The sequence below is a fragment of the Arthrobacter livingstonensis genome (assembly GCF_003219815.1).
Lineage (GTDB): Bacteria > Actinomycetota > Actinomycetes > Actinomycetales > Micrococcaceae > Specibacter > Specibacter livingstonensis.
Genome location: NZ_QJVD01000020.1, coordinates 1 through 22,258 on the forward strand (window position 1 = coordinate 1; position 22,258 = coordinate 22,258).

Here is a 22,258-nt window from a genome sequence, read left to right on the forward strand (position 1 = left end):
CACGGCATTCAGGCCCCGGACCTTGGAATAGCCGTAGCCGGAGCCCTGCTTCAGATAGCCGTGGACTTCGATGATCGTGTCGTCAACATCCACGAAAATGAACTCGCCGTCCCCGGAAGGGGGCCCGAACAAGGGTGCCTTCCGTGCCAGATTGACCAGGAGCCGGGAGGCAACAGCATTCAGTTGCTTCACGTGTCCGAAGGTGAAGGAGCGCAGGAACGAGCCCAGCGTTGACGGGGCATAGCACCCCTTGAAGGCTTTCTTCATTCCTCCGTGGCGCAGCAAGGCCATGTCATCAATGGAATCGGCCCCGGCAACCATGCCCGCCACCAGGGCGGCGACCTTCAACCCGGCATTTGCTCCCTTGTCCGTCGGTATTTTTATCCACTCATTGGCCAGCGAATGCAGACCCGCGTCCTGAGCCAGACGCATCACCGGGACCAGGCCCGTGGGCGACACAAGGTTCTCCTCGTCGAAGGAAACTGACACGGCCGCCGGGGTGTGGAAAACTAGCATCTACGAGATGTCCTTCATTTTCAGGAAAATTGAGCTGTGGTAAGTCCAATTATCCTTGAAAAGACGGGCATTTCGTGTTTAAACCGCCGTATCAACCCCAAACCAAATCGGTGGATCAAGGCTTAGCAGTCGCCTTTGTGCTTGATGTCGCCGTGGTGGCAATCTTCGGCGCCGGTGCTGTCACCGCGGGTGCCGTGGGCGTCTGTCTGGCCGTCGGCGTTGTAACAGGCGCCGGCTTGGCGTGGGGCCGATGTGGCGGTTGCTGCCGGTGCCTGCGTTGTGGCGGTTGCCGGCGGGCTGGCGCTGAGCGTGTTGCTTGGTGGCGGCGTGGCGGCGTGGCGGCCGTGACCGCCGACCCGCCGTCAGCGCAAGCGCCGCCGTCATCATCATGGTACGAATTGCGGTTCCTGGCCTGTTCACAATGCCACTTCCATATCGCCGGTGCGGCCCCGCAGGGCGTGCTCCGCGGCCAGCGGGTGCCTTGCCCGCTCCACCAAATAGCCGGCGGCGGTTGCTGCCGGCACCGAAAGAATTGTTCCGCCGCGGGCCAGGCCGGCCACGCCGCCGTTGGCCAGCCAGAGGGCTGCGTTGCGGGCAGGGACCGCCATGGAGCCGGGGAGGGGAGCGGGTGCGGTCTCGCGCACGGAGCCGGGCTCCCGAACGGTGCGGGGGGAGGAATTCGTGGAGGACTTCCTGGCAGAAGACGACGAAGGCTTCAGCTAGTTTGTGAGGGGGAAAAAGCCGGGCGCCCGGCGAGGGATCGCCTTGCTGCCCGGAGGGTGCGTATGAAGGAAAACCTCATTGGGTCTTCCTCGAATTCGTTGGCGACGGTGTCGATCAGGGACCGGATCGCGTAGTGCGTGCAGAGGTAGCCGTAGATTTCCTGGTACACCCCGTCGGGTATTTTGGACCGCAGGACGTTGTCGGGGCCGCGTTGGTGGGTTTTGAGTTCGTCGAAACTGGACTCGATTTCCCAGCGTCGGGCATAGGGGTCGGCCAGGTCTTCGGCCGAGGCGGCGGCCGGGTCCAGGATGGAAGTGGTCAGCCGGAACTTGCTGACCTCCTCCCCGCCGTCCTTCTTCGCGGTGGTGACCTCGTATTCAATGACCCGCACCGGGATCCCGTTCGTGTCCTTGGCCCGGTCCTTGCTGGAGGGATAGACGGCTGAGCGGTAGGAGCCGTCCCCGAGTTCCTCGAGGACGGGCATGACGCTGTTGGCCTTCATTCGCCACAGCAAAGCCGCCCCGGTCGCGGCGCTGTCCTTCCACGCCTGGTAGGAGAAGAACCCGCGGTCGGCCATCGCCAGCATGTCCTTGGCCAGATCCGCGAGCAGCGCCGGATACATGTCGTACTCACTGGTGTTGCAGCTGGCGGCCACGGCGGAGAAGACGGCATGGGTGCCGCACTCCACCAGGCCCAGCACCCGCGCCTGGGGAAACGTGCTCTTGAAGTCCGTCTTCGTCTCGGGCCGCCCGTACGCCTTCTCGTTCGCGAGGGTGTCGGCCAGATCCAGGACGGTCCCGTCGACACTGACCAGCCACCATTCCTTATAAATCCCGGGACCCCCCGGGGCGGCGAACGGCTTGGCGACCTCGGCGAGCAACTCCGCCATGACCGTGGAGCCCAGGCGAGTTTTTGCCTTGTAGATCACCGCTTTCGTCGGCATCGTCCATTCACGGAACCGGCCGCTCAGCTATTCCATCCCGGCCACCAGCGTGGTGCTTGACCTCCTCATACGAACGGTTGGAGAACAGGGCCAGGAACATGATGTAGTAGACCATCAGCCTCGAGGGCAGCAGCCGGTTCTGCTGCTGCAACGCCCCGGTACGCTCGATCACCGCGTCGACCACGTCCGCCGGGAACACCCGCGTCAACACACCAAGGGAAACGTGGTCACTCAATCGTTCGGGACCCCCCGGGGGTCACCCCATCCACTACGCGCCATGCCGAAAGATTAACACACCTGAGCTAAGCAAACGGCACTGGGGGCTAGGCCCAATCATTGAGCAGTGCCTGTACGGTGGCGGTGACATGGTCGCTGGCGTGGTCTGCCGACCAGCTGGCCGGCAGCTTCAGCACGTGGCACGGAATTTCTCCCAAGCCGCGGCGAACCACCTTGGCCTTGTCTGCGAAGTAGCGTTCCAGGGGGATCAGTCCGGTGGCACCGAGGGCCTCGATGAGGCTGCGCGACACTCCGGGCAGCTCAGTGTGGAAATTGCCCACGATCCGGGTCGTCATCCACTCGGCGCTACGCGGTTCCAAAACCGCGTCCGGCCCCGAGTGCCGCTCCAGAAACATGGCCACGCAGGCGGGTGCCTCGCTGGCTATGTTTTCCGCGCCGAATGCCTGCTCCGGGTGGACCATGCGGTGTTCCGGGGACCAGCGCCGGGTGAACGCCGCCGTGCGGGGATACCGGACGATCACGGGGTGGACCATGGTGGAGGCGCGCTCCAGCGGCTTGGTCAGCCCCTTGGGCACCAGCGGCTTGCGCGGCCCTTCGAACAGTTGCGGGTAGATCGGCTGGTGGTGGGCCTTGATGAACATGGGCTTGGCGTAGCCCAGCACCGTCCCGTCGGAGCGCAGGAAGCCCCAGTCGTCGGCCATGAACTGCACTCCCTCAATGTGCACCAGTTTGGCCACGGTGCTGGTTTTGCCAACCCCGCCCCACACCGGCATCAGCATGCCGGCGCCGCGGTAGTTGACGATGGCCGCATGGACCATGGCCGCGGCGTTGAGCACGCACAGCCGGTCCAGCAGGGGGATGATGGCGGTCAGCAACTCACCGCGGCCGGCCACCGTAAACCCGGCGTCCGTCACGGTCACGGTGACCCGTTCCCGCGGGAGGAACAGCGTGTCGTCCGAGTACCGGTAGGCGTCCTCGGCGTGGGACGGGTTCACCAAGGTGGCCGTGGTCCCGGTGACCAGGATCCGGCACTGCTCCTCGGCCGGGCGGGCCGTGTGGAACGGGCCAAGCATGTCCACCAGCTGCGGGGCCCCGGGGGTGCCGGGGGCCACTTCGATGCCCACCAGTCCGTGGATGTCGAAGTGGGCGCCGGTCTGCACCGGAGATGGTGCTGCAAGCTGGTTGGCCGTCACGGGACTGACTTGACAATCACGTCGTCAATGTTGATGGACGCCGGCTGCGGGTAGTGCTCGGAGCCCAGCATCACCGAGGTGGTGCTGGTGGGTGAGGTGCTGACTGCGGACGAGTTGTACACCTGCACGCCGTCCAACCAGATCTGGAGGGTGGTGGCGGCACCGTTGGCTGCCACATGCATCTGGACGTGGTGCCAGGCGCTCACCGTGACCGCTGTCTTGGTCAGCCGCGCGTAGGAGTTCGTGCCGGCTGGGTTCAGCACCCGCAGCCACAGCGCTCCGGTGGAGTTGTACCGGTAAATGTCCGCGAACCGGGTGGCTCCGGTGAAGAAGCGGAAGTACGGCACGTCGTTGCCCACGGGCCCTATGGCCGTGATGTCAAACCACCCGTCAATGTACACGCCCGTGGACCCTGCCGGAATGGCGTGGGACAGGTTGGCCATGGACTTGCTGTTGGGGCTGGTCGCCAGGCGGGCCGCATCCGGGCCCGAGTGAACGGTTGCCCCCTGCACGGTTGCTGCGCCGTCGCCCATCGTGTGGACCGTCCACTTGGCGAGGTTTCCGCATTCAAAGCCGTCCACCACCACCACTTGGCCGGGGAAGGTGTTGGTGGGCACTGCCGTGTTGCAGTTGGAGGTGACCTGGGCCTGGCCCTTGATGATCAGGTTGTCCAGGTAGAGGTCGCCCTGCTGGCTGGTGAATTCGTTGCCCGTTGACACTGACGTGACTGCGCCGGTGCGGCCGTCGTTGTTGTTGGTGTGGTAGAGCCTGACGCCGTCCAGCCAGATCTCCAGCGCGGACGTTGTCCCGTTGGGCAGGACGTGCATCTGGATGTGGTGCCACCGTCCGGTGGTGACGGCCGTGCTGGTCAGCTTGGTGCGTGCCCAGGTGCCGGTGGACGTGAGCGCCTCGAGCCGGAGCCGCCCGTCGGTGGTGTTGCGGTACACGGAGGCGATCCGCGTGGTGCCCATGTAGAACTGCAGGTAGGCGTTCACGGCCGCGACAACCGCCGTCGTTTGGACGTCGAAGAAGCCGTCCGCATACACCTGGCCCAGGCCTGCCGGAATGGTCTTCGTCAGGGTGGCTATGGAGCCAAGCGCCGTGGTGGCGTGCAGGTGGGTGGAGCAGGCTCCCGTGACAAAGGCGTTGGATACAATCGCTGCCGTGCCGTTGCCGCCGGTGTTGACGGTCCACTTGGACGGGTTCCCGGACTCAAAGTTGTCAGCCACAACGGTGGTTCCGGGGAAGGTGTTGGTGGGCCGCGCGGTGAGGGGCTTGCACACTGTCGCGAGCGCGGCGGCTGCTTGCGTGGTTGCCTTCGCGGCCGTCTTAGCAGTCGCCTTTGTGCTTGATGTTGCCGTGGCGGTTGGCTTCGGTGCCGGCGCCGTGGTGGCAATCTTCGGCGCCGGTGCTGTCACGGCGGGTGCCGTGGGTGTCTGTCTGGCCGTCGCCGTTGCAAGAGGTGCCGGCTTGGCCGGCGTCGCGCTGGCCGGAGGTGCCGGGGAGTCGATGGTCGCCGTCGGACCTGCGCCAGGCGTTTCCGGTGGCGGTGGGGTGGCAGCCGCGGCCGCCAGACCCGCCGTCATCATCACAGTTCGAATGCCGACTATTGGCCTGCTCACAATGCCACCTCCACATCGCCGGTACCGCCCCGAGGGGCGTGCACCACGGCGAACGGGTGCCTTGCCTGCTCCACCAAATAGCCGGCAGCGGTTGCTGCCAGCACGGAAAGAATTGTCCCGCTGCGGGCCAGGCCGGCAACCTCGCCGGAAGCCAAGCTTCGGACAATGGCCCGGGGGAGCACCTCGGCGACGTAACGGCGCTCAGGGCCCAGCCGCCGTCGCGCCCCTGGCAGGGCGGAGATTTGTGCCTTCGAGATCCCCTCACCCCACGACCGGGCCAGCATGTAGCTCATGGTGCCCCGGGACGCGGGGACATGGTGGGAAGCCAGTGACGCCGGCTCGTAGACCACCCGCCCGCCCGGGCGCAGGGCGGCCGCCCGGATGCACAGCTCGGTTTCCTCGCAGCCGCGCGGTGACGCCGTCCGGCCCATGCTTTCGTCGAAAAGGCCCGCCTCTTCAAAGACCGTGCGGCGGAAGGACATGCTGGCGCCAATCGGGTTGCGGACCTGGGCCGCGACCCGTGGCAGGCCGCGGTAGGAGCAGCCCACAATCCAGTCCAGCTCCAGTGCGAAGTGGGCGGGCCGGCCGTTTTCCCAGAGGGGGTCGATCCGGCCGCCGACAGCGTACACGGCGGGGTCGTCGTAGAGTTCCAGCTGGCGAAGCAGCCAGTCAGGCGCGGCGATGGCGTCGTCGTCCAGAAAGGCGACGACCTCCCCGGTTGCCGCGAGGACGCCGGTGTTCCTGGACCCCGAAAGCCCCTTGGCGCCGTTGTTCTCCAGCACGTAGGCGCCGGTGACCTGGTGCAGGAGCCGCTTTTGCAGCGGAAGGTTGTGGTCGACGACGATGATCAGTTCGTGCGGGGCGGCCGTCTGCGCCTGGACGGAGGCGATGGCCTGCTGCAGCCAGGCCCAGCGCTCCTCGGTGTGCGAACAGATGACAACGCTTGCAATGGGAAGCTGGACGGGTGGCATCTCAAATCCCCGTCGCCGGGGCGAGCAGTGCGGCCGGGTCGTCGGGCGAGCGGGTGATCTCGACTGGGAGCTCGTGGTAGCGGACCCGCAGGATCGACTCCGCGGGCGCGCCGGCCGTGGGGGAATCCCACACGTACCACTCTTTCACGAGCGTGTGCAGCACCCGCCAGCCGTCGCGGAAGGTGCGCAGGTTGGACGTGCCGGAGAGCCTATTCAGTTCGTGGGTGGGCACTTCGGCAATGCGCAGTCCGGCCAGGGCTGCACGCACTGCCAGTTCGGTTTCAATCTCGAAGCCGCTCGACGCCAGTTCCAACAGGGGCAGGACCTGCCGGCGCAGGCCGACGTAGCCGTAGCAAAGGTCCGAGAAGTGGCGGTGGCAGGCTACGTTGGCCAGGCCTGTCAGGGCGCGGTTTCCCTGTCCGCGGAGCCAAGTCAGATCGTCGGAGGTGCCGCCCGTGAGGTAGCGCGAGCCCTTGACGAAGTCGAAGCCGCTGCTCAGGAGTTCGGTGTACCAGCCAATTTCGCCCGGGTCCATGCTGCCATCGGCATCGATCATGACGATCAGGTCACCGGTGCTGGCGGCGAATCCGGCACGGATGGCAGCGCCCTTGCCCTTTTCAGGTTCCAGGACGATGTCGACGTTCGGACGGACGGCCCGGGCCACCTTGACGGTGTCATCCACGGAGCGGCCGTCGACAATGACGACCTGGTCAACGAACGGAGGGATGCGCCGCAGCACCCACGGCAGGTTCCGTGCCTCATTGAGGGTGGGTATGACCAGACTGACGGACGGATGCCGGTGTACGAGGGGAGGGACGGGAGGGTGGGGAAGTTCTTCGTGCAGGTGATCCTGCTCGAAACTTGCTGCTTTTGCTTGCCCCAGGTATGTCATTGCTTCCTCCACAACATGCGGAAGACACGACTAAGCCCGGTTCGGCCCGCGTGCCCCTGCCGCGGCTGCCCCCCCTGGGTGGTCGCCAGCACAACAATGTCAAGTACTATCCCCAATGAGGCCTAGACCCGCCGCCCCGTCCTGCAAGTTCCCTGGCGACTAGGAAAATGGTACGTCCGGGCGGTGGCAGCCGGTAGTGTGCGCACTACTTGATTTTCCGGTTGAAGTACTTGTTTTTCGGTCTGACTACTTAGTTTGACTACTTGGGCGGAGTACTGCGTACGTACTCCACGGCCGCGCGACGCACTGAGGATACCGTCCGCAAGGGCCGCCGGGAATCGGTGGGACCTCCGGCGGCCCTTGCGCCACGAGTTTTTGGTGTCGGGCTACTTGTAGACGCGGACCCAATCAACCTGCATTGGGATGACTTGGCTGCCCCGCCGGTCGGGAACCAGTCCAGCTGGAGGGTCTGGTGCATTCCGACGCCCGGCTGGTGGGCCGGGTTGGTGTCGGTGAAGGTCTTCACGCCGTCGATGTCGCCGGTGATTCCGGACGGCGTCCACTCCACGGCGTAGTTGTGCCACTGGGTGGGGTCAATCGGCGTCGAGGTGGTGGTCTGGAAGTCGGAGCCGCCGCAGGCGTGGTGGAGGAAGAGCTTCATCTGTGCGGTCTCCGTTGTGCCTTCGGCGTAGTCAATCTCCGCGCACTTGGAGGAGGCGTTGTTGTTGGGCCACAGGATCAGCACCGGGTGGTACTGCGGGTCCCGGGCGGTGGCCCGCATCCGCGTTTCCGCGTTTCCCATGTATCCACTCGCATCGTTGTTTGCACACGTGCTCATGACCTCCTTTACAAACGGTGTCAGCACATCGTTGATTTAGGCGCCCCACTCATCTCCTTGAAATGCCCTCATTGGGCATCGCTCCTGGTCCCGAAGGTTGCAACGGTTCATCCACATAACCGTCGCAGGACAGGCACCGGCATCGGGTGTCATTTCCGGTGGATGTGAACTTTCATCTTCTGGAGGTTGAGATTCAAGCAATCAAGACTTCGCCATGTCACGCGGGCCTTCCCGGCGCACCGTCCCTAACACCTGGGCACGGTCACCGGTTTACTGGCAAGCTAGGGTCCCCATCACCTTTCGGTATCCGGGTAAGCCATCAGACCTACAAACCTCCCTTCGAGTTTGTCCCGACTGCGTCGGGGATATAGCAACGCGCCTCGTGGCGCACTGGCTGCATTCGTTCTTCCCCTGGGTTTGCGGGTGCCTGACGTGCCCGGTGATCCCCTGGCATCCCCTCGCGGCCAGGAAGGTCTCGGTGCGGCCAACGATTCGGGTCCTTAGTCGCACTAATTTATACGAGGGCCCTTACGCGGTTTGCAAGGAGCAATGAGGTATACACTGCATGTGGAATGCACCTGAAAGTTCATGCATTGGGGTTGACGATTCGGGTCCGAATGGAGGATGACATGGGCTATGTCTACTGGGTTGATGAATCCGAGGTCGGGGCTACCCGACGTCTGCTGAACTCACGATTCGAGGTCCCCTAGACGTCAATGACCCGAGCTAGCGGTTGGCACTTTTCGCTTCGGGAGCCCACAGCAATCACCGTCTCATATTGAGCCGGCATGATTTCCGTGACGGAGCAAGAAGATCGTGCTTGAGGTAGCAACAACCGCTGACCCCTTGGTTAGCTGAGCAGCGGTTTGTTGATTGGTGCGGTCGTGATCAGAGCATCGAGAATGTGAAATATCGATGCAGTCACGACGTTTGGCCGCTCCGGGCGGGAATCAACACTCGCCCCACGAGCCACGCCTACAATCCAAAACCAAAGTGCTTGGACCTTTTCCCAGATCCAAGCCGACATATCACGAAGGATCCGCCGGGTCCAACTGGTTGGGGAGTTTCAAATGACTTTGATGACCAAGCATGAGGATTTGCAAGAATACTTGGAAGATCCTGAAGCCATCTCGCCGATGATCTTTCTTTCGGAGCCTCACCCCAAGGTCAGCCTCATCATCCCCACGCTAAACGAAGCGGAAAACCTCGTCCAGGTATTGCCAACCATCACGAGCATCGTGGACGAACTCGTGATTGTCGACGGGGAATCGGACGACGACACCTTGGGGTTCGTACGGGAACGTCGGCCGGATGCTCTGATCGTCCTTGAAAAGCGCCATGTCAAGGGTCATGCGTTGAGGGCCGGATTTGAGGCCGCCCACGGCGACATCATCGTCATGATGGATGCCGACGGGTCAATGGACGCAAGGGACATCGTCATCTTCGTGGCGTCGCTTCAAGCACGTGCCGACGTCGTCAAGGGGTCGCGCTTCGTCCAGGGCGGTGGCAGCAGCGACCTGACACTGCTGCGTACCTCGGGCAATCTCGCCCTCACCCAAACGGTTCGCATGGTCTTTGGCGGACGCTACTCCGATTTGTGTTACGGCTACATGGCCTTCTGGCGCCATGTGCGTCCTGCCTTCGAAGGCGAGATCGGCGGATTCGAGGTGGAAACGTTCTTGAACATCCTTGCCTTGGCCGCGGGCCTTCGGGTGGTGGAAGTCGCTTCATTCGAAAGACCTCGAATCCATGGAGAAAGCAACCTGCACACGTTCCGGGACGGGGCACGGGTCCTGCGGACCAACTACCGTGAACGGGGCGGCTTGACCCGCGCCCGCGCCAGCCTGGGGGTGCCGCGTCACCTCGCGCACACCGTGGAAGAATTCACCCACATCGCACGGACCGCGGAAAAGCCATGAAACCCGTTGCGACATCTGTCGTGATATGCACCTATACCGAACGGCGCTGGGAGGACCTGGCGGCTTCCGTGGCATCCGTGCGGGCCCAAAATGCTCCCTGTGGACAGCTGTTGGTCGTTGTCGACCATAATCCGTCGCTGCTTCGGCGGGCTCGGCGCGAGCTGGACGGTGTTGAAGTCATTGCCAACACGGGTCCTCGCGGGCTGTCCGGTGCGCGGAACACCGCGGCCGGCAAGGCACTGGGGGACGTGGTGGCGTTTCTCGACGACGACGCGACCGCCGATCCGCACTGGCTTCAGCGGCTGGTGGCCCCGTTCAGCGATCCCGGGGTGCTGGGGGTTGGCGGCTCCGCCCTGTCCGTCTGGGAAGGTGCGAAGCCCTCGTGGTGGCCGTCGGAATTCAACTGGATGGTTGGGTGCAGCTACACGGGCCAGCCCGTGAAGCGCGCCCCGGTGCGCAAGTTCATGGGATGCAACATGTCCATGCGACGCAGCGTGCTTGACGCCGTGGGCGGATTCGACAGCGGGTTGGGCCGCACCGCGGCCGGAGCCGCAAGTTGCGAGGAAACCGAATGGTGCATCCGTGCCTCCGAGCTGTTCCCCGACGGGGTGTTCCTGTACGAGCCCGAAGCCATCGTCCACCACAAGGTCCCCTCAGCACGGGCCTCTTGGTCCTACTTCCGCATACGGTGCCACGCCGAGGGCGTCTCCCAGGCCAGCGTCGCACGCACCCACGGCCAGCTGAGCGCGCTTTCCGCCGAACGCTCCTACCTGCGACGGACTCTGCCCGCCGGGGTGGCAGGTCATCTCACCACCGGCCTCCGGCTGGATCCCTTTGGCCCGGCCAGGGGGGCCATCATGGCGGGACTCGCATTTACCGCCACCGGCTTCATGCAGGCGCGGCTCAAGGGCCACGGAGCACAGCCGACACAATTGCCATCCGTTCCGGCGGTCCTGCCCCTGATCCTCGATCTCAAGGACCCGGACGCTACGTTGGGAGCCCTGGAACCGGCACCAGCGCATCGAAGTGCCTTGTGCCTGGTCACCAACGGCGGCGACCCTCTGGCCAAGGTGCGCATCGAACTCTCCGGGGACGAGAGGCTCACCGCCGAGCTGCTTCTGGAGCGGGTGGCAGAAACAGCACCCGCTGCCGGGACCCAACGAACCGAAGCCACGGCCCACACCCCGGGCGCGATGCCTGCTGCCGGGGTGTCGGCCACCGTGGTGGTTGCCACCCGGAACCGCCCCGAACAGCTCGAAGAATGCTTGGCATCAATCCTTGCCGGCACCATGGACGCGCAGCGCATCATCGTGGTGGACAACGCCCCCTCCGATAATCGAACGGCCGAATTGATGGCGCGGCGCATCGCGGAGGACCCGCGCCTGGTCTACGTGCGCGAGGACAAGCCCGGGCTGGCGCACGCCCACAACGCCGCCCTGCCACATATCGACACGGAGATTGTGGCCTTCACCGACGACGACGTGCTGGCCGATCGGCGTTGGCTTGAACGGCTCGCGCTGGTCTTTGCACAGGACACCGGCGCCGTGTGCGTCACAGGCCTCATTGCGCCTCGCGAACTTGAAACGCTGCCGCAGCAATGGGTTGAGGGAAACGAAACCTACGACAAGGGGCTGCACCGCCGGGTGTTCGACCTAGCACACGGCAAGCGGGAGTACCCGTTGCTGCCCTTTGCCTCCGGGGTTTGCGGTTCCGGGGCCAACATGGCCTTTAGGACTTCCTACCTGCACGAGGCCGGCGGCTTCGAGGCAGCCCTGGGCACCGGCACCGTGGCGATGGGCGGGGACGATCTGGCAGCCTTCTACGACGTGCTGGAATCCGGGCACCGCCTGATCTACGAACCGGCGGCGATAGTACTGCACCCGCACCACCGCGACTATGCGGCCTTGCGCCGCCAGGTTTATGGATACGGGGCAGGACTCGGGGCGCACCTGATGCGCTGCCTAATGCGCAACCCGCGCATGGTGGTGGTGTTGGCCCTGAACGCTGCTTCCCTGCGGGAAAAGACTGCCCGCGTTCAACACCCCTCCACCGTCCCCGGCCTGCCACCGTGGCCGCGGGACCTGATGCGTGAACACCGGCGCGGACTGCTCTCCGGTCCGGGACGGTATGTGCTGAGCCGGTACCTGCTCAGGCATCCGACTAATCCGGGGGGCACCCGGTGAGCCAGCACATCCCGATCCTGCTCTATCATTCCGTCGACGACCATCCGCCGGTGGATTTCACACCGTGGGCCGTTGGTCGCGAGATGTTCGCCGAACATCTGGACATGCTCGCCGAACTGGGGCGCGTGGGGTTGACCATCGGCCAGCTCACGGCGCTGATTCGGGCCGGGGACCCGGTGCCGGAGCGTGCCGTGGTGGTGACTTTCGACGACGGATTCTCGGACTTCGCCTCGAACGCCTGGCCGCAATTGCAGGCCAGGGGACTGCCTGCCACCCTGTACGTGACCGCGGGCCTGGTGGGTGGGCACAGCGAATGGCTTGCCCCGGTGGGTGCCAGCGGGCTCCCGATGCTGGACTCCGGCGAAATCGGCGAACTTGCCGCGCAGGGTGTGGAGATCGGCGCGCACAGCATGACCCACCCGCAGCTGGATGCCGTAGGCCGCGATCGCGCCTGGCTGGAGATCAGCGAAAGCAAGAAAGCACTGGAGGCGATCCTGGACCGGCCAGTGGACACCTTCGCGTACCCGCACGGCTACCACGACCGGGTGACCAAGCAGATGGTCGCGGAGGCCGGGTACACCTCCGCGGCCGCGGTGCGCAACGCGCTGAGCCACCCGGGGGATGACCTCTATGCCCTGGCCAGATGCACCGTGATGGCAGATTGCACCGCAGAACACCTGGCGGGCGTATTGGACGGGCGCCACGCCAAGCGTGCCGGCCGGCGGGAGCACCTGCGCACCGGCGTGTGGCGGCAGGTCAGGCGATTGCGCGCAAGTTACCCCGAGGCGAATCGGCCATGAACGCCCCGGTGGTCCTCTCACCCGTTCCGCGGGAAAAATGGCGCAGCATGCTGGCCTCCGACCCTGCATCCTTGCCCGACCAAGCCCCGGAATGGGTCGACGCCATGGTGGAGGATGGACCCTTCAGCGATGCCAGCAGGCTCTACTCCTTTGCCGACGGCCGGGAAGCACTGCTCCCACTTGTCCGCAGGCAAGGCGTGGCCGGCCTGGGCGGCTGGCTGCAGTCATTCCCCCCGGGATGGGGGATCGGGGGGCTGCTGGGGGCCGAAACCGACAAGGGCATGGTCCAGTCGATCCTGAGCGACCTGCGCGGGCTGCACCTGCAACGGGTGGCCATCCGGCCTGACCCGCAGCGCTGGGCGGCCTGGGCACAGGCCCTGGACCAGGACGCGGTTGATGGCGGGGAGCTGGGCGGGAGCCTGCTGGTGATCCCGCGCCGTGCGCACGTCATCGACCTGTCCAACGGGGTCGACGCGGCCTGGATGGCCCTGTCAAAGTCGGCACGCCGCGGTGTCCGGGCCGCCAAACGCGAGGGGGTACGCATCGAGACCGGCCACTCCGGCGCCCTGCTGGAGGCGTATTACTCGCTGTTCATGACCTCGATCGACCGTTGGGCCGCGAACCAGCACGAACCGCGGGCGCTGGCCCACGCACGGGCCAGGCGGCGCGACCCGTTGGCGAAGCTGCAGTCGATGGGGCGCCATCTGGGAGAAGATTTCACCGTCACGCTCGCCTACGTCGATGGCAAGCCCGCGATCGGAACCATCACGCTCTTCGGTGCCACGGCCCATGACACGCGTTCGGCCATGGACAAGGCGCTGGTCGGCGGCACCGGGGCCGGTGAGCTGGTGCAATGGACCACGCTGCGACTGGCCTGCGCCAAGGGCTGCGCCGCCTACCACCTGGGCGAGTCCGGCCAGTCGCTCGCGCTGGCCAAGTTTAAGGAGAAGTTCGGGGCACTGCCCCGAGACTACGCCGAACTGCGGCTGGATCGATTGCCTTGGAGTCGCGCCGACGCCGCGGCTCGCGGTGTCGTCAAGCGAGTCCTGGGCTTCCGCGATGTCTAACCGGAGCTGGAAAACGGTGGTGGCTGCCGGTCTGGCACTGTGTCTGGTTCTGTTGCTCGGATCCAGTGCCCGGCCCACGGGCTCGCCGGCCGCCAGGTTGCTGCTGGATGAAGGATTCGACTCAAACACCTTGGGCAGCTCCATCTGGAACACCTGTCATTGGTGGCAGGTGAAGGGCTGCACCATTGGCTCCAACAACGAACTTGAGTGGTACACCCCGCAGCAGGTCTCAATCTCCGAGGGGACACTGAGGCTCACCGCCGAGCGCCGCGCGACCCCCGGCTCCGACGGCAAGGACTACAAATTCGCCTCAGGCATGGTCACCACGGGGCCCCCTGCGCATGGCGAGCCGGCCAAGCTGGCGTTCACCTACGGCACGGTCGAGGTCAGGTTCCGGATTCCCGAAGGACGCGGACTGTGGCCGGCGATTTGGCTGCTTCCGGCAAGCGAGGAATCCGTGCCCGAGATCGACATGCTGGAGGTCTTGGGCCAAAATCCCGGACAGCTGCTGATGCACTTTCACCCCAAGGACCCCTCGGCGTCCACGAGCGGGAAAATATACGACCTGCCCCGGGGGAACACACTCGCCGGAGGCTGGCACACCGTCTCGCTGGATTGGACACCGGGCAAACTCGTGTATTTCCTGGACGGACGCCAGGTGTGGCAGCTGGTTGGCTCCCAAATACCCGATGAACCAATGTATCTGGTGATGAACCTGGCCGTGGGCGGCGAATATCCCGGGCCACCCGATGCGGGGACCAAGTTCCCGGCCACCTTTGAGATCGACCATGTCTGGATCTGGGGCCATGGCTAAGACAACAAACGGGCTCGCCGGACTGCTGCGGGCCCGCCTGGGGGATCCGCTGCGACGCAGCGCCGACGCACTGATCATCGGCACGGCGCTGACCTCGCTGCTGGGTCTTGCTTTCTGGGCGCTGGCCGCGCGCTTGCTCACGACCGAGGCCGTGGGGGTGGGCGCGGCACTGATGTCCACGGTGACCCTGCTGGCGAACATCTCCACCCTGGGGATGCGAAACGGGCTGTTGCGCTTCCTGCCCGAAGCCGGCGCGGGCACCCCGCGACTCGTTTTCACCTGCTATGCGACCTGCGCCGGGGCCGCCATGCTGGCCGCGGGAATCTTCTTGGCCGGGCAGCCCCTGTGGGCCCAAAAGCTCGGCTTCCTGGTCAAAAGCCCGCTGACCGTGCTGGCCTTCGTGCTGGGCACCGCGGTGTGGGTCATCTTCGTGCTCCAGGACCAGGTGCTGATCGGCCTGCGGCGCACCGGCTGGGTGCCGATCGAAAACGGAGCCTCCTCACTGTTGAAAATCGCAGCACTTCCGCTGCTGGGTATGGCCGCGGTATGGGCAGTCTTTGCCGCCACGGTGCTCCCCGCAGTGCTGGTGGTGCTCTTCGTCGGGGCCTTGGCGCTACGCTTCGCCCGACGGGCCGCGGCACTTGATTCACGCACGCCCGCCCAGGCCCGGGTGCCGCTGGCCCGGCTGGCCAGATTCGCGGCCCCCGACCATGCTGCGTCGCTGCTGTGGTTCGCCACCACCGATGTGCTAACGCTGATCGTGCTGCAGGTCGCGGGCGCCGAAGCCGCCGCCTACTGGTTCATGGCCGACACCGTGGGGTATTCGCTGTACCTGATCACCAGCAATGTCGGCAGTGCCCTGATCGCCGAATCGGTGCACGACCCCGCACACGCCACCTCCCACGCCCGGCGGGCCCTGCTCCACAGTGCCCAGCTGGTGGTCCCCGCCACGCTCACCGGGACCCTGCTGGCACCCTTCGTGCTGCGGGTGATGGGCCCGCACTACGCCGAAAACGCCACGGGCACACTGCAATTGATCCTGGCCTCGGCCATCCCGCAACTGATCGTGGGAATCGGCATCAGCATGGCAAGGGTGCGCGGAGACATGCGCACCGTGCTTGGGGTGTACGCATTCACCGCCGCAGCCACCTGGGGCGGTTCCTGGCTGGCCTTGGGCTGGTGGGGACTGACCGGCATCGGGGTCGTGATTCTGGTCAACCAGAGCCTGGTGGCGCTTTTCCTGCTGTGCTTCGGGCGTTCGGGATTGTGGGAAGACAAGCGGGGGTGGCGTTCATTCCCCGCAACGCTTGGTGCGCTTCCCCGCGCGTGGCGGCAGCTGCGCAACACGCGGCGCAGCGAGCGCCTGGTGGCCCCCGCGCTGGCCGCATGCGGGTTGCCGGCGGGATCGACGGCCCGACTGTTGACGTCGGACTCGGACACTCTGGTGCTCTCGGTCACCGGTGAGCAGGGCGGGCTGGTACTCAAGATTGCGATTTCCACGGCCGCCTCGCGGGGCCTTGACCGGCATGCCGCGGCCGTTGAGTACCTCGGCGCGGAACTGGCCGGGGACCTGGCTGCAGTACTGCCGCGGGTGCTAGGCCGGGCCGAGCTCGAGGGCAACCTGGTCCTGGCCGAATCACGGCTGCCGGGCACCCCCGCCACCTCCCTGCCGGCCAGCGCGGAGGAAAAAGATGTAGTCGCTCGCGCGGCCCTGGCCATGATGGGAAGGATCCACACGGCGACCGGCAGGGTACTGGAAATCGACGAGGAGCTGCTGGCCGCCTGGGTCGATGGTCCCCTTGCGGCGATCAGGCAGGTGTACGGGTCACCGGGGGCCGCGGTCAGACTCGAACGTTTGAGTGCCGAACTGCGGCGGGCCTGGCTGGGCCGGCAGGTAGTGGCGGGGTACGTCCACGGGGACCTGTGGCCGGGAAACGTGCTGCTACGCGGGGAGCCGGAAACCCCGCAAGTCAGCGGGATCGTCGACTGGGAAAACGCCAGGGCCATCGGGTTGCCGGACACCGATCTGGTGCACTGGTGGCTCACCGCGCAACCCTGTGAACTCGGCGATGCGGTGCTCGCGGCACTGGAAAACCCGGAGTCGGTTCGCTCGGGATTGGCCCGGCTGGGGGTGACGCTGCCCAACTGCGACCTTGAAATCGAGCATGTGGTGTTGCAAACTTGGCTGTGGCACGTCGATGCGGGACTGACCAGGGCATCGACCAACAGGGTCGGACTGGTGTGGCTGAGCCGCAATGTCGGTCCGGTCATGAGGTTGTTTGAGACGGACAACCCGAAAACAACCACAGGGAGGATCCGGTGAAGCTGCAGCACGGGCCGGCCGTGCAGACGCCACGGGCACCCCAGGGCCCGCCGGCATCCCCTGCATACCCCGCGCACTGGTGGGATGCGGTGTTCCGGCGGGATACGGTGTTCGTGGCGCTTCCGTTCGTGGCGGCGGCCCTGTGGACCTTGGGTTTTCGGGGAGCCGATCCCCGCAACATGGGGGCACTGGGCCTGTTGGACCTCTTCACCCCACTCACGGTCCTGGCGCTCATCCTGCTGTTGGGCGGATTCCTGGCCAGCCTCCACCTGCACAAGCCCGAATGGCTGCTGGCCACCTACCTGGTGGTCTACATCGCCTTGATCCACGGCACGCCGCCGGTGCTCTACGGGACGCTGAGGTATTCGTGGGCCTACAAACACGTAGGGATCGTCGACTACATCATGCGCAACGGGTCGGTGGACCCGGGCATCGGGGTCGGACAGATCTACCACAACTGGCTGGGGTTCTTCGCCGGTGGCGCACTGCTGACTGAGCTGTCCGGCCAGCCTGACGCCCTCTCCATCGCCTCGTGGGCGCCGGTGGCCTTCAACCTGCTCAACCTCGTGGCGCTGCGCTTCCTCTTCCGTGGGCTGACCCGGAACCGTACGGTGGTTTGGATGGCGCTCATGTTTTTCCTGGTCATCAACTGGGTGGGACAGGACTACTATTCCCCGCAAGCGATGGCATACCTCTTGTACCTGGGCCTGATCGGGCTGATGCTCCGGCGCATGAAACGGCGGGTGATGGTGGTGCCGTTCGCCGTCATCGTCGCGGCGATCGCCGTCAGTCACCAGATCACCCCCATGATGATGCTGCTTGCCGTCATTGCGCTGGTAGCCCTGCGCCGCACCCCGGGCTGGTACCTGCCGTGGCTTGCCGCGGCAATTATCGTGGCGTGGGCTTTGACCGGCGCTCTCTCCTACACGTTTCCAAACCTCATGGACTTGATCTCGCAATTCGGCAACGTCGTGGGCAACGCCGACCAAACCCTGGCAAAATCCAGTGGGCAGACCAGCGTGGGGGATCTGCAAGTGATCTGGGGAGGCAGGATGACGGTGTTCGTCTCGGGGGTTGTCGCGCTCATCGGGGTGTGGCGCCAGCGCAGGACCGGCACTCTGATCCTGACCACATCGACGCTCATGGTCCTGCCAGGGGTGTTGGTGCTGACCACGGGGTTCGGCGGTGAGGTGCTCTTCCGGGCTTTCCTCTTCGCAGCCCCGTTCATCGCCTTCCTCCAAGCCCAGGCATGCATCCCGCGTAACGGGCGTGGTTTTGCCGTCCGTTCCCTTGTGGCGGCCGCGATCATCACCGCCATGGTCCTCCCGGGATTCCTGCTGGGGTATTACGGGAAGGAACGCCAGAACTACTTCACCCCTGGGGAGGTGGCGGCATCACGATGGGCCTATACACACGCGGCACCGCACTCGCTGCTGGTGGAGGGAAGCACCAACTACCCGGGCCGCTTCATCGACTACGAGAAGTTCACTTATGTATCCCTGGATCTTGAGCCCGGAGACTCGACGAAGGTTTGGTTGAAAGACCCTGCCGCCACATTGGCCGGATGGTTCTCGGATCCAAAATACGCTGGCGGCTACGTGATCATCACCCGGGGCCAGAAGATCGCCGTCGAGAGCGGTGAAGCGATGCCGCCGGGCTTCCTCGACACGATCGAGGAAGCGCTGCGCAGGTCCAAGAGCTTCACCGTCGCATACCAAACACGCGACGCAACGGTGTTTGCTCCGGTGCAGCGGGCGGCGGGCCGATGAACGAGCGGGGAATCCTGAAAACAGGCGCTGTTGTCGTGGCGGTGGCGTTGCTGTTGGTGCTGGCCGCGGAGACCGACTGGGTGCGACCGCTCTGCGCGGCAGCCTTCTGCCTGCTGGTGCCAGGGTACGGGTGGGCCCGCCGGATGCATTTGAAGGACAAAGGCGACACCCTGGCACTGAGCGCCGTATTCAGCATCTGTGCAACGGTTGCCGTGGGAACCGTCATGGCGGTGGGCCGCTGGTGGTCTCCCTGGACCGGGTTCGCCGCGCTGCTGCTGATCACCCTGTGCGGATTCATCCCGTTGCGTCGCACCGAGGCGGGCAGCAATGATTCCGAAAAGGGTTTTCGGTGGCATCTGGAATTCCCGGCCCAAGCACCGGAACCAAACCTTCGGCCCGGGGACGAAACCGGCGAAAAACGCTGACTCGGGGAGAACCTCATGGAAGACATGGTGTCCCGGGCCCCGGGCGGATGCTCCCGGGAGTGTTGCTGACATGGACGTCCGTGCAACCAAGGCCGCCGGCGCGAATAGCGGGCGGGGACCCGTCTTCGCACCCGGTCTGCCAACAAGCTGCGCGGTCGTTGTTGCGCTCGTCCTCAGCGTACTGCCGCACCTTGACCTGCGTGGGCGCGGGTGGATCCCGGTCTTCCAGGCACTAGTCTCGGTGCTCTGTGCGGCAGCGTTGCTAGTGGCGTTGATACTTGTTTTGGCCACCCTGATTTCGAGCTCCCCGCGAAGCGGCAGGCGCTTGGTTCAGGCACTGGTACTTCTTCTGGGAGCCGCGCTGGGATTCGTTCCATCGATGGTGCCGGCCACGGGTTTCCCCGCAGCGTGCTCGGGTAAACCCCGAACGGTGTTCAGCGTAAATCTCGACCTTGCGCAAGCGGATATCGGCGCGGTGGCCGAAGCCATCAAGGCCCACCACGCCGATGTCGTGATCTTGGTCGAAGTCGATCCAAAACTCGCCCGCATCACTATCAGCTAAACGACTTTGCACAACTCCCTGTAGTCGTCGTGTCGACCATCCCCTAGCAGCCATTGGCGTCAGCTGAGCGCTCCCTTTCGGACGATTGATTCGGGCATCTGTGACCAAGGCGGAAGCCCGGCAACTAGTGTCATCCGGTCGCCCTGCCCGCCGGCCTTGGTTGGCGTGCTGGCCGCTATTTGAGCAGGTCGCTCATGATGGGCGCGTTCCTGTCGTTGTTGGTCAAGGGGGCCAGTCCCCACAGGCTTTCTATGGTGTGCAGCAGGGAATAGTGGCTGTACGCCCGCGGGGATTTGTAGCCATGTCGGGCTGCTGGTCCGGCGAAGATCGTCGACACGGTGTTGTTCACGGTGTTGTTGTCCCCACCGCCTTCGTCCCAGGTGATCACCAGGAGGGAGTTCTGCGTCGTGAAGGCCGGTGAGGCCAGGAGGGCCGGCACTTGGTGTGAGAGCCAGGTGTCGCCGGTCGCCACCGGGCAGTCGTGCATGTCGTTGCAAACGTTGGGACTGATGAATACATAGTTGGGCAGGCTTGAGGCGGTTTTCAGGTCGTCGCTGAGCTGGGTGAGGGGAACGTCGTGCGCCGCGCATGAGGCGTGGTTGTCGGTGACGCTGGGGTAGTACATGAACGGGTTGTGTCTCACCCCGTAGGTGGCGGCGTTCTCCGGCGTGCAGGGAGCGGGCATGCTCTCGGCGTACATCTTCCAGGTTCGCCCGGATTTCTCGATTGCATCCGTGATGGGCGGTACCCGTGCGGTGCAGCGGCCGCCGGGGCTGCAGTCATCCGTGAAGCCGGCGGTGGTGCCGCTGGTCAGGGCCAGGTAGTTGGGCAGACTCGGGTGGGATACAGCCTTGTAGTTGGTCGCCAGTGCATTTTCGGCGGCCAGTTTGTTGATGTAGGGGGCTGCGGCATTGCCCAGAATGCTTGAGGCCGACTCGTTCTCCTCGACGATGATGACGACATGGTCGATCCCGGGAGGCGTTCCCCCAACGGCGGCGGGGCTGCCTGCCGGCTGGCTCGAGACGGATGCCGAGGGCGACGGGGCCTGGCTGGCAACGGGGTCCGGAGAGGTGCACCCTGCCATGAACAGCCCGAGCGCGGTGAATCCGATCACGAATACAACAAATAATCTGCCCTTCTGGCTCATCCCTCGATGCTAGCCGGAGCGGCCCGACCCGGCAATGCCTTCCGTGGAAAGCCGGCCGGGCCACCATGGAATTGATCCAGGCCCGGCCCTCCCGTCTGGAAGCGTCCTGTCGGCATTTGGCGGTGCTGACTCCGTGAAAAGCGTCGGTCCAAGGTCCGTTCGGTGACACCCACGCTTCGAAATCTCGACGTCAACACGCTCTGATTCCTCGGCCGGTTGACGACCCTCTTACGGGACATTTCGGATATGTCAGGAGTGCAACAATGCCAGCGTTAGGGCTCGCGTAGAAATTAGTCGTGTTTTGACCGGATTTTTCGCTAGTCTTGTGTTACCGCAGAGAATGTGGAATTGACGGAGCCGGCGGGATTTGCGGAGGCGTTCGCGAAGGCGTTATGGGCACCCTGCAGGGTTCGGTCAGCCCCGAGCATGTGCAGGCGTACTTCGACGAGTGGGTGTTCCACTTCAACCGGCGGCACTCCCGCAGTCGCGGACTGTTGTTTTACACCCTCCTGCTCAACGGTGTCGGCGGCAAGCCAATCACCTACCAGTCGCTACGCAAGACCGGACGGACCAGACCGACCCCACCGCCAGCGGACAGGCCGCACTCATCTCCGCACAGCCTGGACGTGGGTCAACCGCTACTTCCCTGGCGACGACCACATCCGGCTTGAAGAACTAGGACACTAATTGGAAACCCCAATAAATTGAAATCTAACGTATTAGCAATTAATATTATTAGAAAAATATCATTGCGGTCTCTAGATCAAGCGAATCAAATTTCATTGTCAAAGAGGTGGGCAGCGAACCTTTCGCGGGCTGGCCGCGGCGTAAAGCCGGTGGCTTGGAGTTTGGCCAGGTTGAGGGTTGAGTGGGTGGGACAGGGTGCGTTGTCGGGTTTGTCGGTGAAGTAGTCGGCTGCGGGGACGCCGGTGATGTGGTCGCGGGGGTGGCCGAGGAGTTCGTAGATGTCGGCGGCGCGTCTGCGGGGATGAGATCACGCTCCGGGTGGAAACGGCCGGCACCGGTTCGGGGCGGGCGGTTTCCGGGATCCACTGGGCGGGGGACGGCTGTTCCATCTCGATGGCTTCCGCGTCCATCCTCAGTGAATTGGTGGTGGGCCTGGGCGCCGGTGAAGTGCAGGGGCTGATCGACTCCTTCCGCGAGGTGATGCGCTCACGCGGCAAGCTGGAAGCCGACGAGGAGGTGCTCGGTGACGCCGCGGCGCTCTCCGGGGTCTCCAAGTTTCCGGCCCGTGTCAAGTGCGCCATGCTCGCCTGGGTGGCGGCTGAGGACGCACTGAACCAGACGGGGTAA

17 protein-coding genes and 2 pseudogenes are annotated in these 22,258 nt (G+C 64.8%); 10 read left to right on the forward strand and 9 right to left on the reverse strand.

All coding sequences use genetic code 11. The features are described 5' to 3' along the window. From CVV68_RS16380 to CVV68_RS16420, 8 genes and pseudogenes are all read right to left on the reverse strand, one after another. A partial coding sequence (locus CVV68_RS16380; protein WP_211320882.1) for a transposase occupies window positions 1–516 on the reverse strand: 516 nt, incomplete at its 3' end. Window positions 517–932: 416 nt separating this feature from the next. Further along, window positions 933–1,160 carry a hypothetical protein gene (locus CVV68_RS16385; RefSeq protein WP_146238934.1) on the reverse strand — a complete coding sequence of 76 codons (228 nt, stop codon included), beginning with the start codon at window positions 1,158–1,160 and terminating at the stop codon, window positions 933–935. A 71-nt stretch (window positions 1,161–1,231) separates the two neighbouring features. Beyond that, window positions 1,232–2,461: pseudogene (locus CVV68_RS16390) on the reverse strand (IS4 family transposase). 44 nt (window positions 2,462–2,505) lie between these two features. Continuing rightward, window positions 2,506–3,612 carry a hypothetical protein gene (locus tag CVV68_RS16395; protein ID WP_110502085.1) on the reverse strand — a complete coding sequence of 369 codons (1,107 nt, stop codon included), beginning with the start codon at window positions 3,610–3,612 and terminating at the stop codon, window positions 2,506–2,508. Further along, window positions 3,609–5,030 (reverse strand): hypothetical protein, encoded by a 1,422-nt coding sequence (locus tag CVV68_RS16400; RefSeq protein ID WP_146238935.1) that lies wholly within the window; start codon window positions 5,028–5,030, stop codon window positions 3,609–3,611. Before CVV68_RS16400 ends, CVV68_RS16395 begins: the two co-directional genes overlap by 4 nt. Window positions 5,031–5,230: 200 nt before the next feature. Then, window positions 5,231–6,205 (reverse strand): glycosyltransferase family 2 protein, encoded by a 975-nt coding sequence (locus CVV68_RS16410; RefSeq protein ID WP_110502088.1) that lies wholly within the window; start codon window positions 6,203–6,205, stop codon window positions 5,231–5,233. 1 nt (window position 6,206) lies between these two features. Continuing rightward, the gene (locus CVV68_RS16415) at window positions 6,207–7,097 is read right to left on the reverse strand and encodes a glycosyltransferase family 2 protein (protein WP_110502089.1); all 891 of its coding nucleotides are present in this window, start codon (window positions 7,095–7,097) and stop codon (window positions 6,207–6,209) included. 259 nt (window positions 7,098–7,356) lie between these two features. Continuing rightward, the gene (locus CVV68_RS16420; RefSeq protein WP_245933594.1) at window positions 7,357–7,935 is read right to left on the reverse strand and encodes a glycoside hydrolase family 16 protein; all 579 of its coding nucleotides are present in this window, start codon (window positions 7,933–7,935) and stop codon (window positions 7,357–7,359) included. 1,070 nt (window positions 7,936–9,005) lie between these two features. Between CVV68_RS16420 and CVV68_RS16425 the strand changes: the two genes are divergently transcribed. The 9 genes from CVV68_RS16425 to CVV68_RS23960 all read left to right on the forward strand — a co-directional run bounded on the left by CVV68_RS16425 (window position 9,006) and on the right by CVV68_RS23960 (window position 19,797). Then, window positions 9,006–9,854, forward strand: coding sequence for a glycosyltransferase family 2 protein (locus tag CVV68_RS16425; protein ID WP_245933595.1), 849 nt, complete (start codon window positions 9,006–9,008; stop codon window positions 9,852–9,854). Further along, a complete protein-coding gene (locus tag CVV68_RS23565) occupies window positions 9,851–12,037 on the forward strand; it encodes a glycosyltransferase family 2 protein (protein ID WP_170133211.1) in 2,187 nt (728 codons plus the stop codon). The genes CVV68_RS16425 and CVV68_RS23565 overlap by 4 nt, the downstream gene beginning before the upstream one ends. After that, on the forward strand, window positions 12,034–12,837 hold the full coding sequence (locus CVV68_RS16435; RefSeq protein ID WP_110502090.1) for a polysaccharide deacetylase family protein: 804 nt from the start codon (window positions 12,034–12,036) through the stop codon (window positions 12,835–12,837). Before CVV68_RS23565 ends, CVV68_RS16435 begins: the two co-directional genes overlap by 4 nt. Next, entirely contained in the window at window positions 12,834–13,904 is a 1,071-nt protein-coding gene (locus tag CVV68_RS16440; protein WP_170133212.1) for a GNAT family N-acetyltransferase, read from the forward strand. Before CVV68_RS16435 ends, CVV68_RS16440 begins: the two co-directional genes overlap by 4 nt. Continuing rightward, complete coding sequence (locus CVV68_RS16445) at window positions 13,897–14,718, forward strand: glycoside hydrolase family 16 protein (RefSeq protein ID WP_110502092.1); 822 nt, start codon at window positions 13,897–13,899, stop codon at window positions 14,716–14,718. The genes CVV68_RS16440 and CVV68_RS16445 overlap by 8 nt, the downstream gene beginning before the upstream one ends. Next, complete coding sequence (locus tag CVV68_RS16450) at window positions 14,711–17,041, forward strand: phosphotransferase (RefSeq protein WP_170133213.1); 2,331 nt, start codon at window positions 14,711–14,713, stop codon at window positions 17,039–17,041. Before CVV68_RS16445 ends, CVV68_RS16450 begins: the two co-directional genes overlap by 8 nt. Next, window positions 17,038–18,810, forward strand: coding sequence for a hypothetical protein (locus CVV68_RS16455; protein ID WP_110502094.1), 1,773 nt, complete (start codon window positions 17,038–17,040; stop codon window positions 18,808–18,810). The genes CVV68_RS16450 and CVV68_RS16455 overlap by 4 nt, the downstream gene beginning before the upstream one ends. Then, the gene (locus CVV68_RS16460; protein WP_110502095.1) at window positions 18,807–19,235 is read left to right on the forward strand and encodes a hypothetical protein; all 429 of its coding nucleotides are present in this window, start codon (window positions 18,807–18,809) and stop codon (window positions 19,233–19,235) included. The genes CVV68_RS16455 and CVV68_RS16460 overlap by 4 nt, the downstream gene beginning before the upstream one ends. A gap of 70 nt (window positions 19,236–19,305) precedes the next feature. Then, window positions 19,306–19,797, forward strand: a complete 492-nt coding sequence (locus CVV68_RS23960; RefSeq protein WP_110502096.1) for a hypothetical protein — start codon at window positions 19,306–19,308, stop codon at window positions 19,795–19,797. A gap of 175 nt (window positions 19,798–19,972) precedes the next feature. Here CVV68_RS23960 and CVV68_RS16470 read toward each other — a convergent pair whose 3' ends face one another. Next, the gene (locus CVV68_RS16470) at window positions 19,973–20,944 is read right to left on the reverse strand and encodes an alkaline phosphatase family protein (protein ID WP_110502097.1); all 972 of its coding nucleotides are present in this window, start codon (window positions 20,942–20,944) and stop codon (window positions 19,973–19,975) included. A gap of 954 nt (window positions 20,945–21,898) precedes the next feature. Here CVV68_RS16470 and sufU point away from each other — a divergent pair. Further along, window positions 21,899–22,258 (forward strand): annotated as a pseudogene (sufU, locus tag CVV68_RS16475) (Fe-S cluster assembly sulfur transfer protein SufU); the annotation flags it as partial.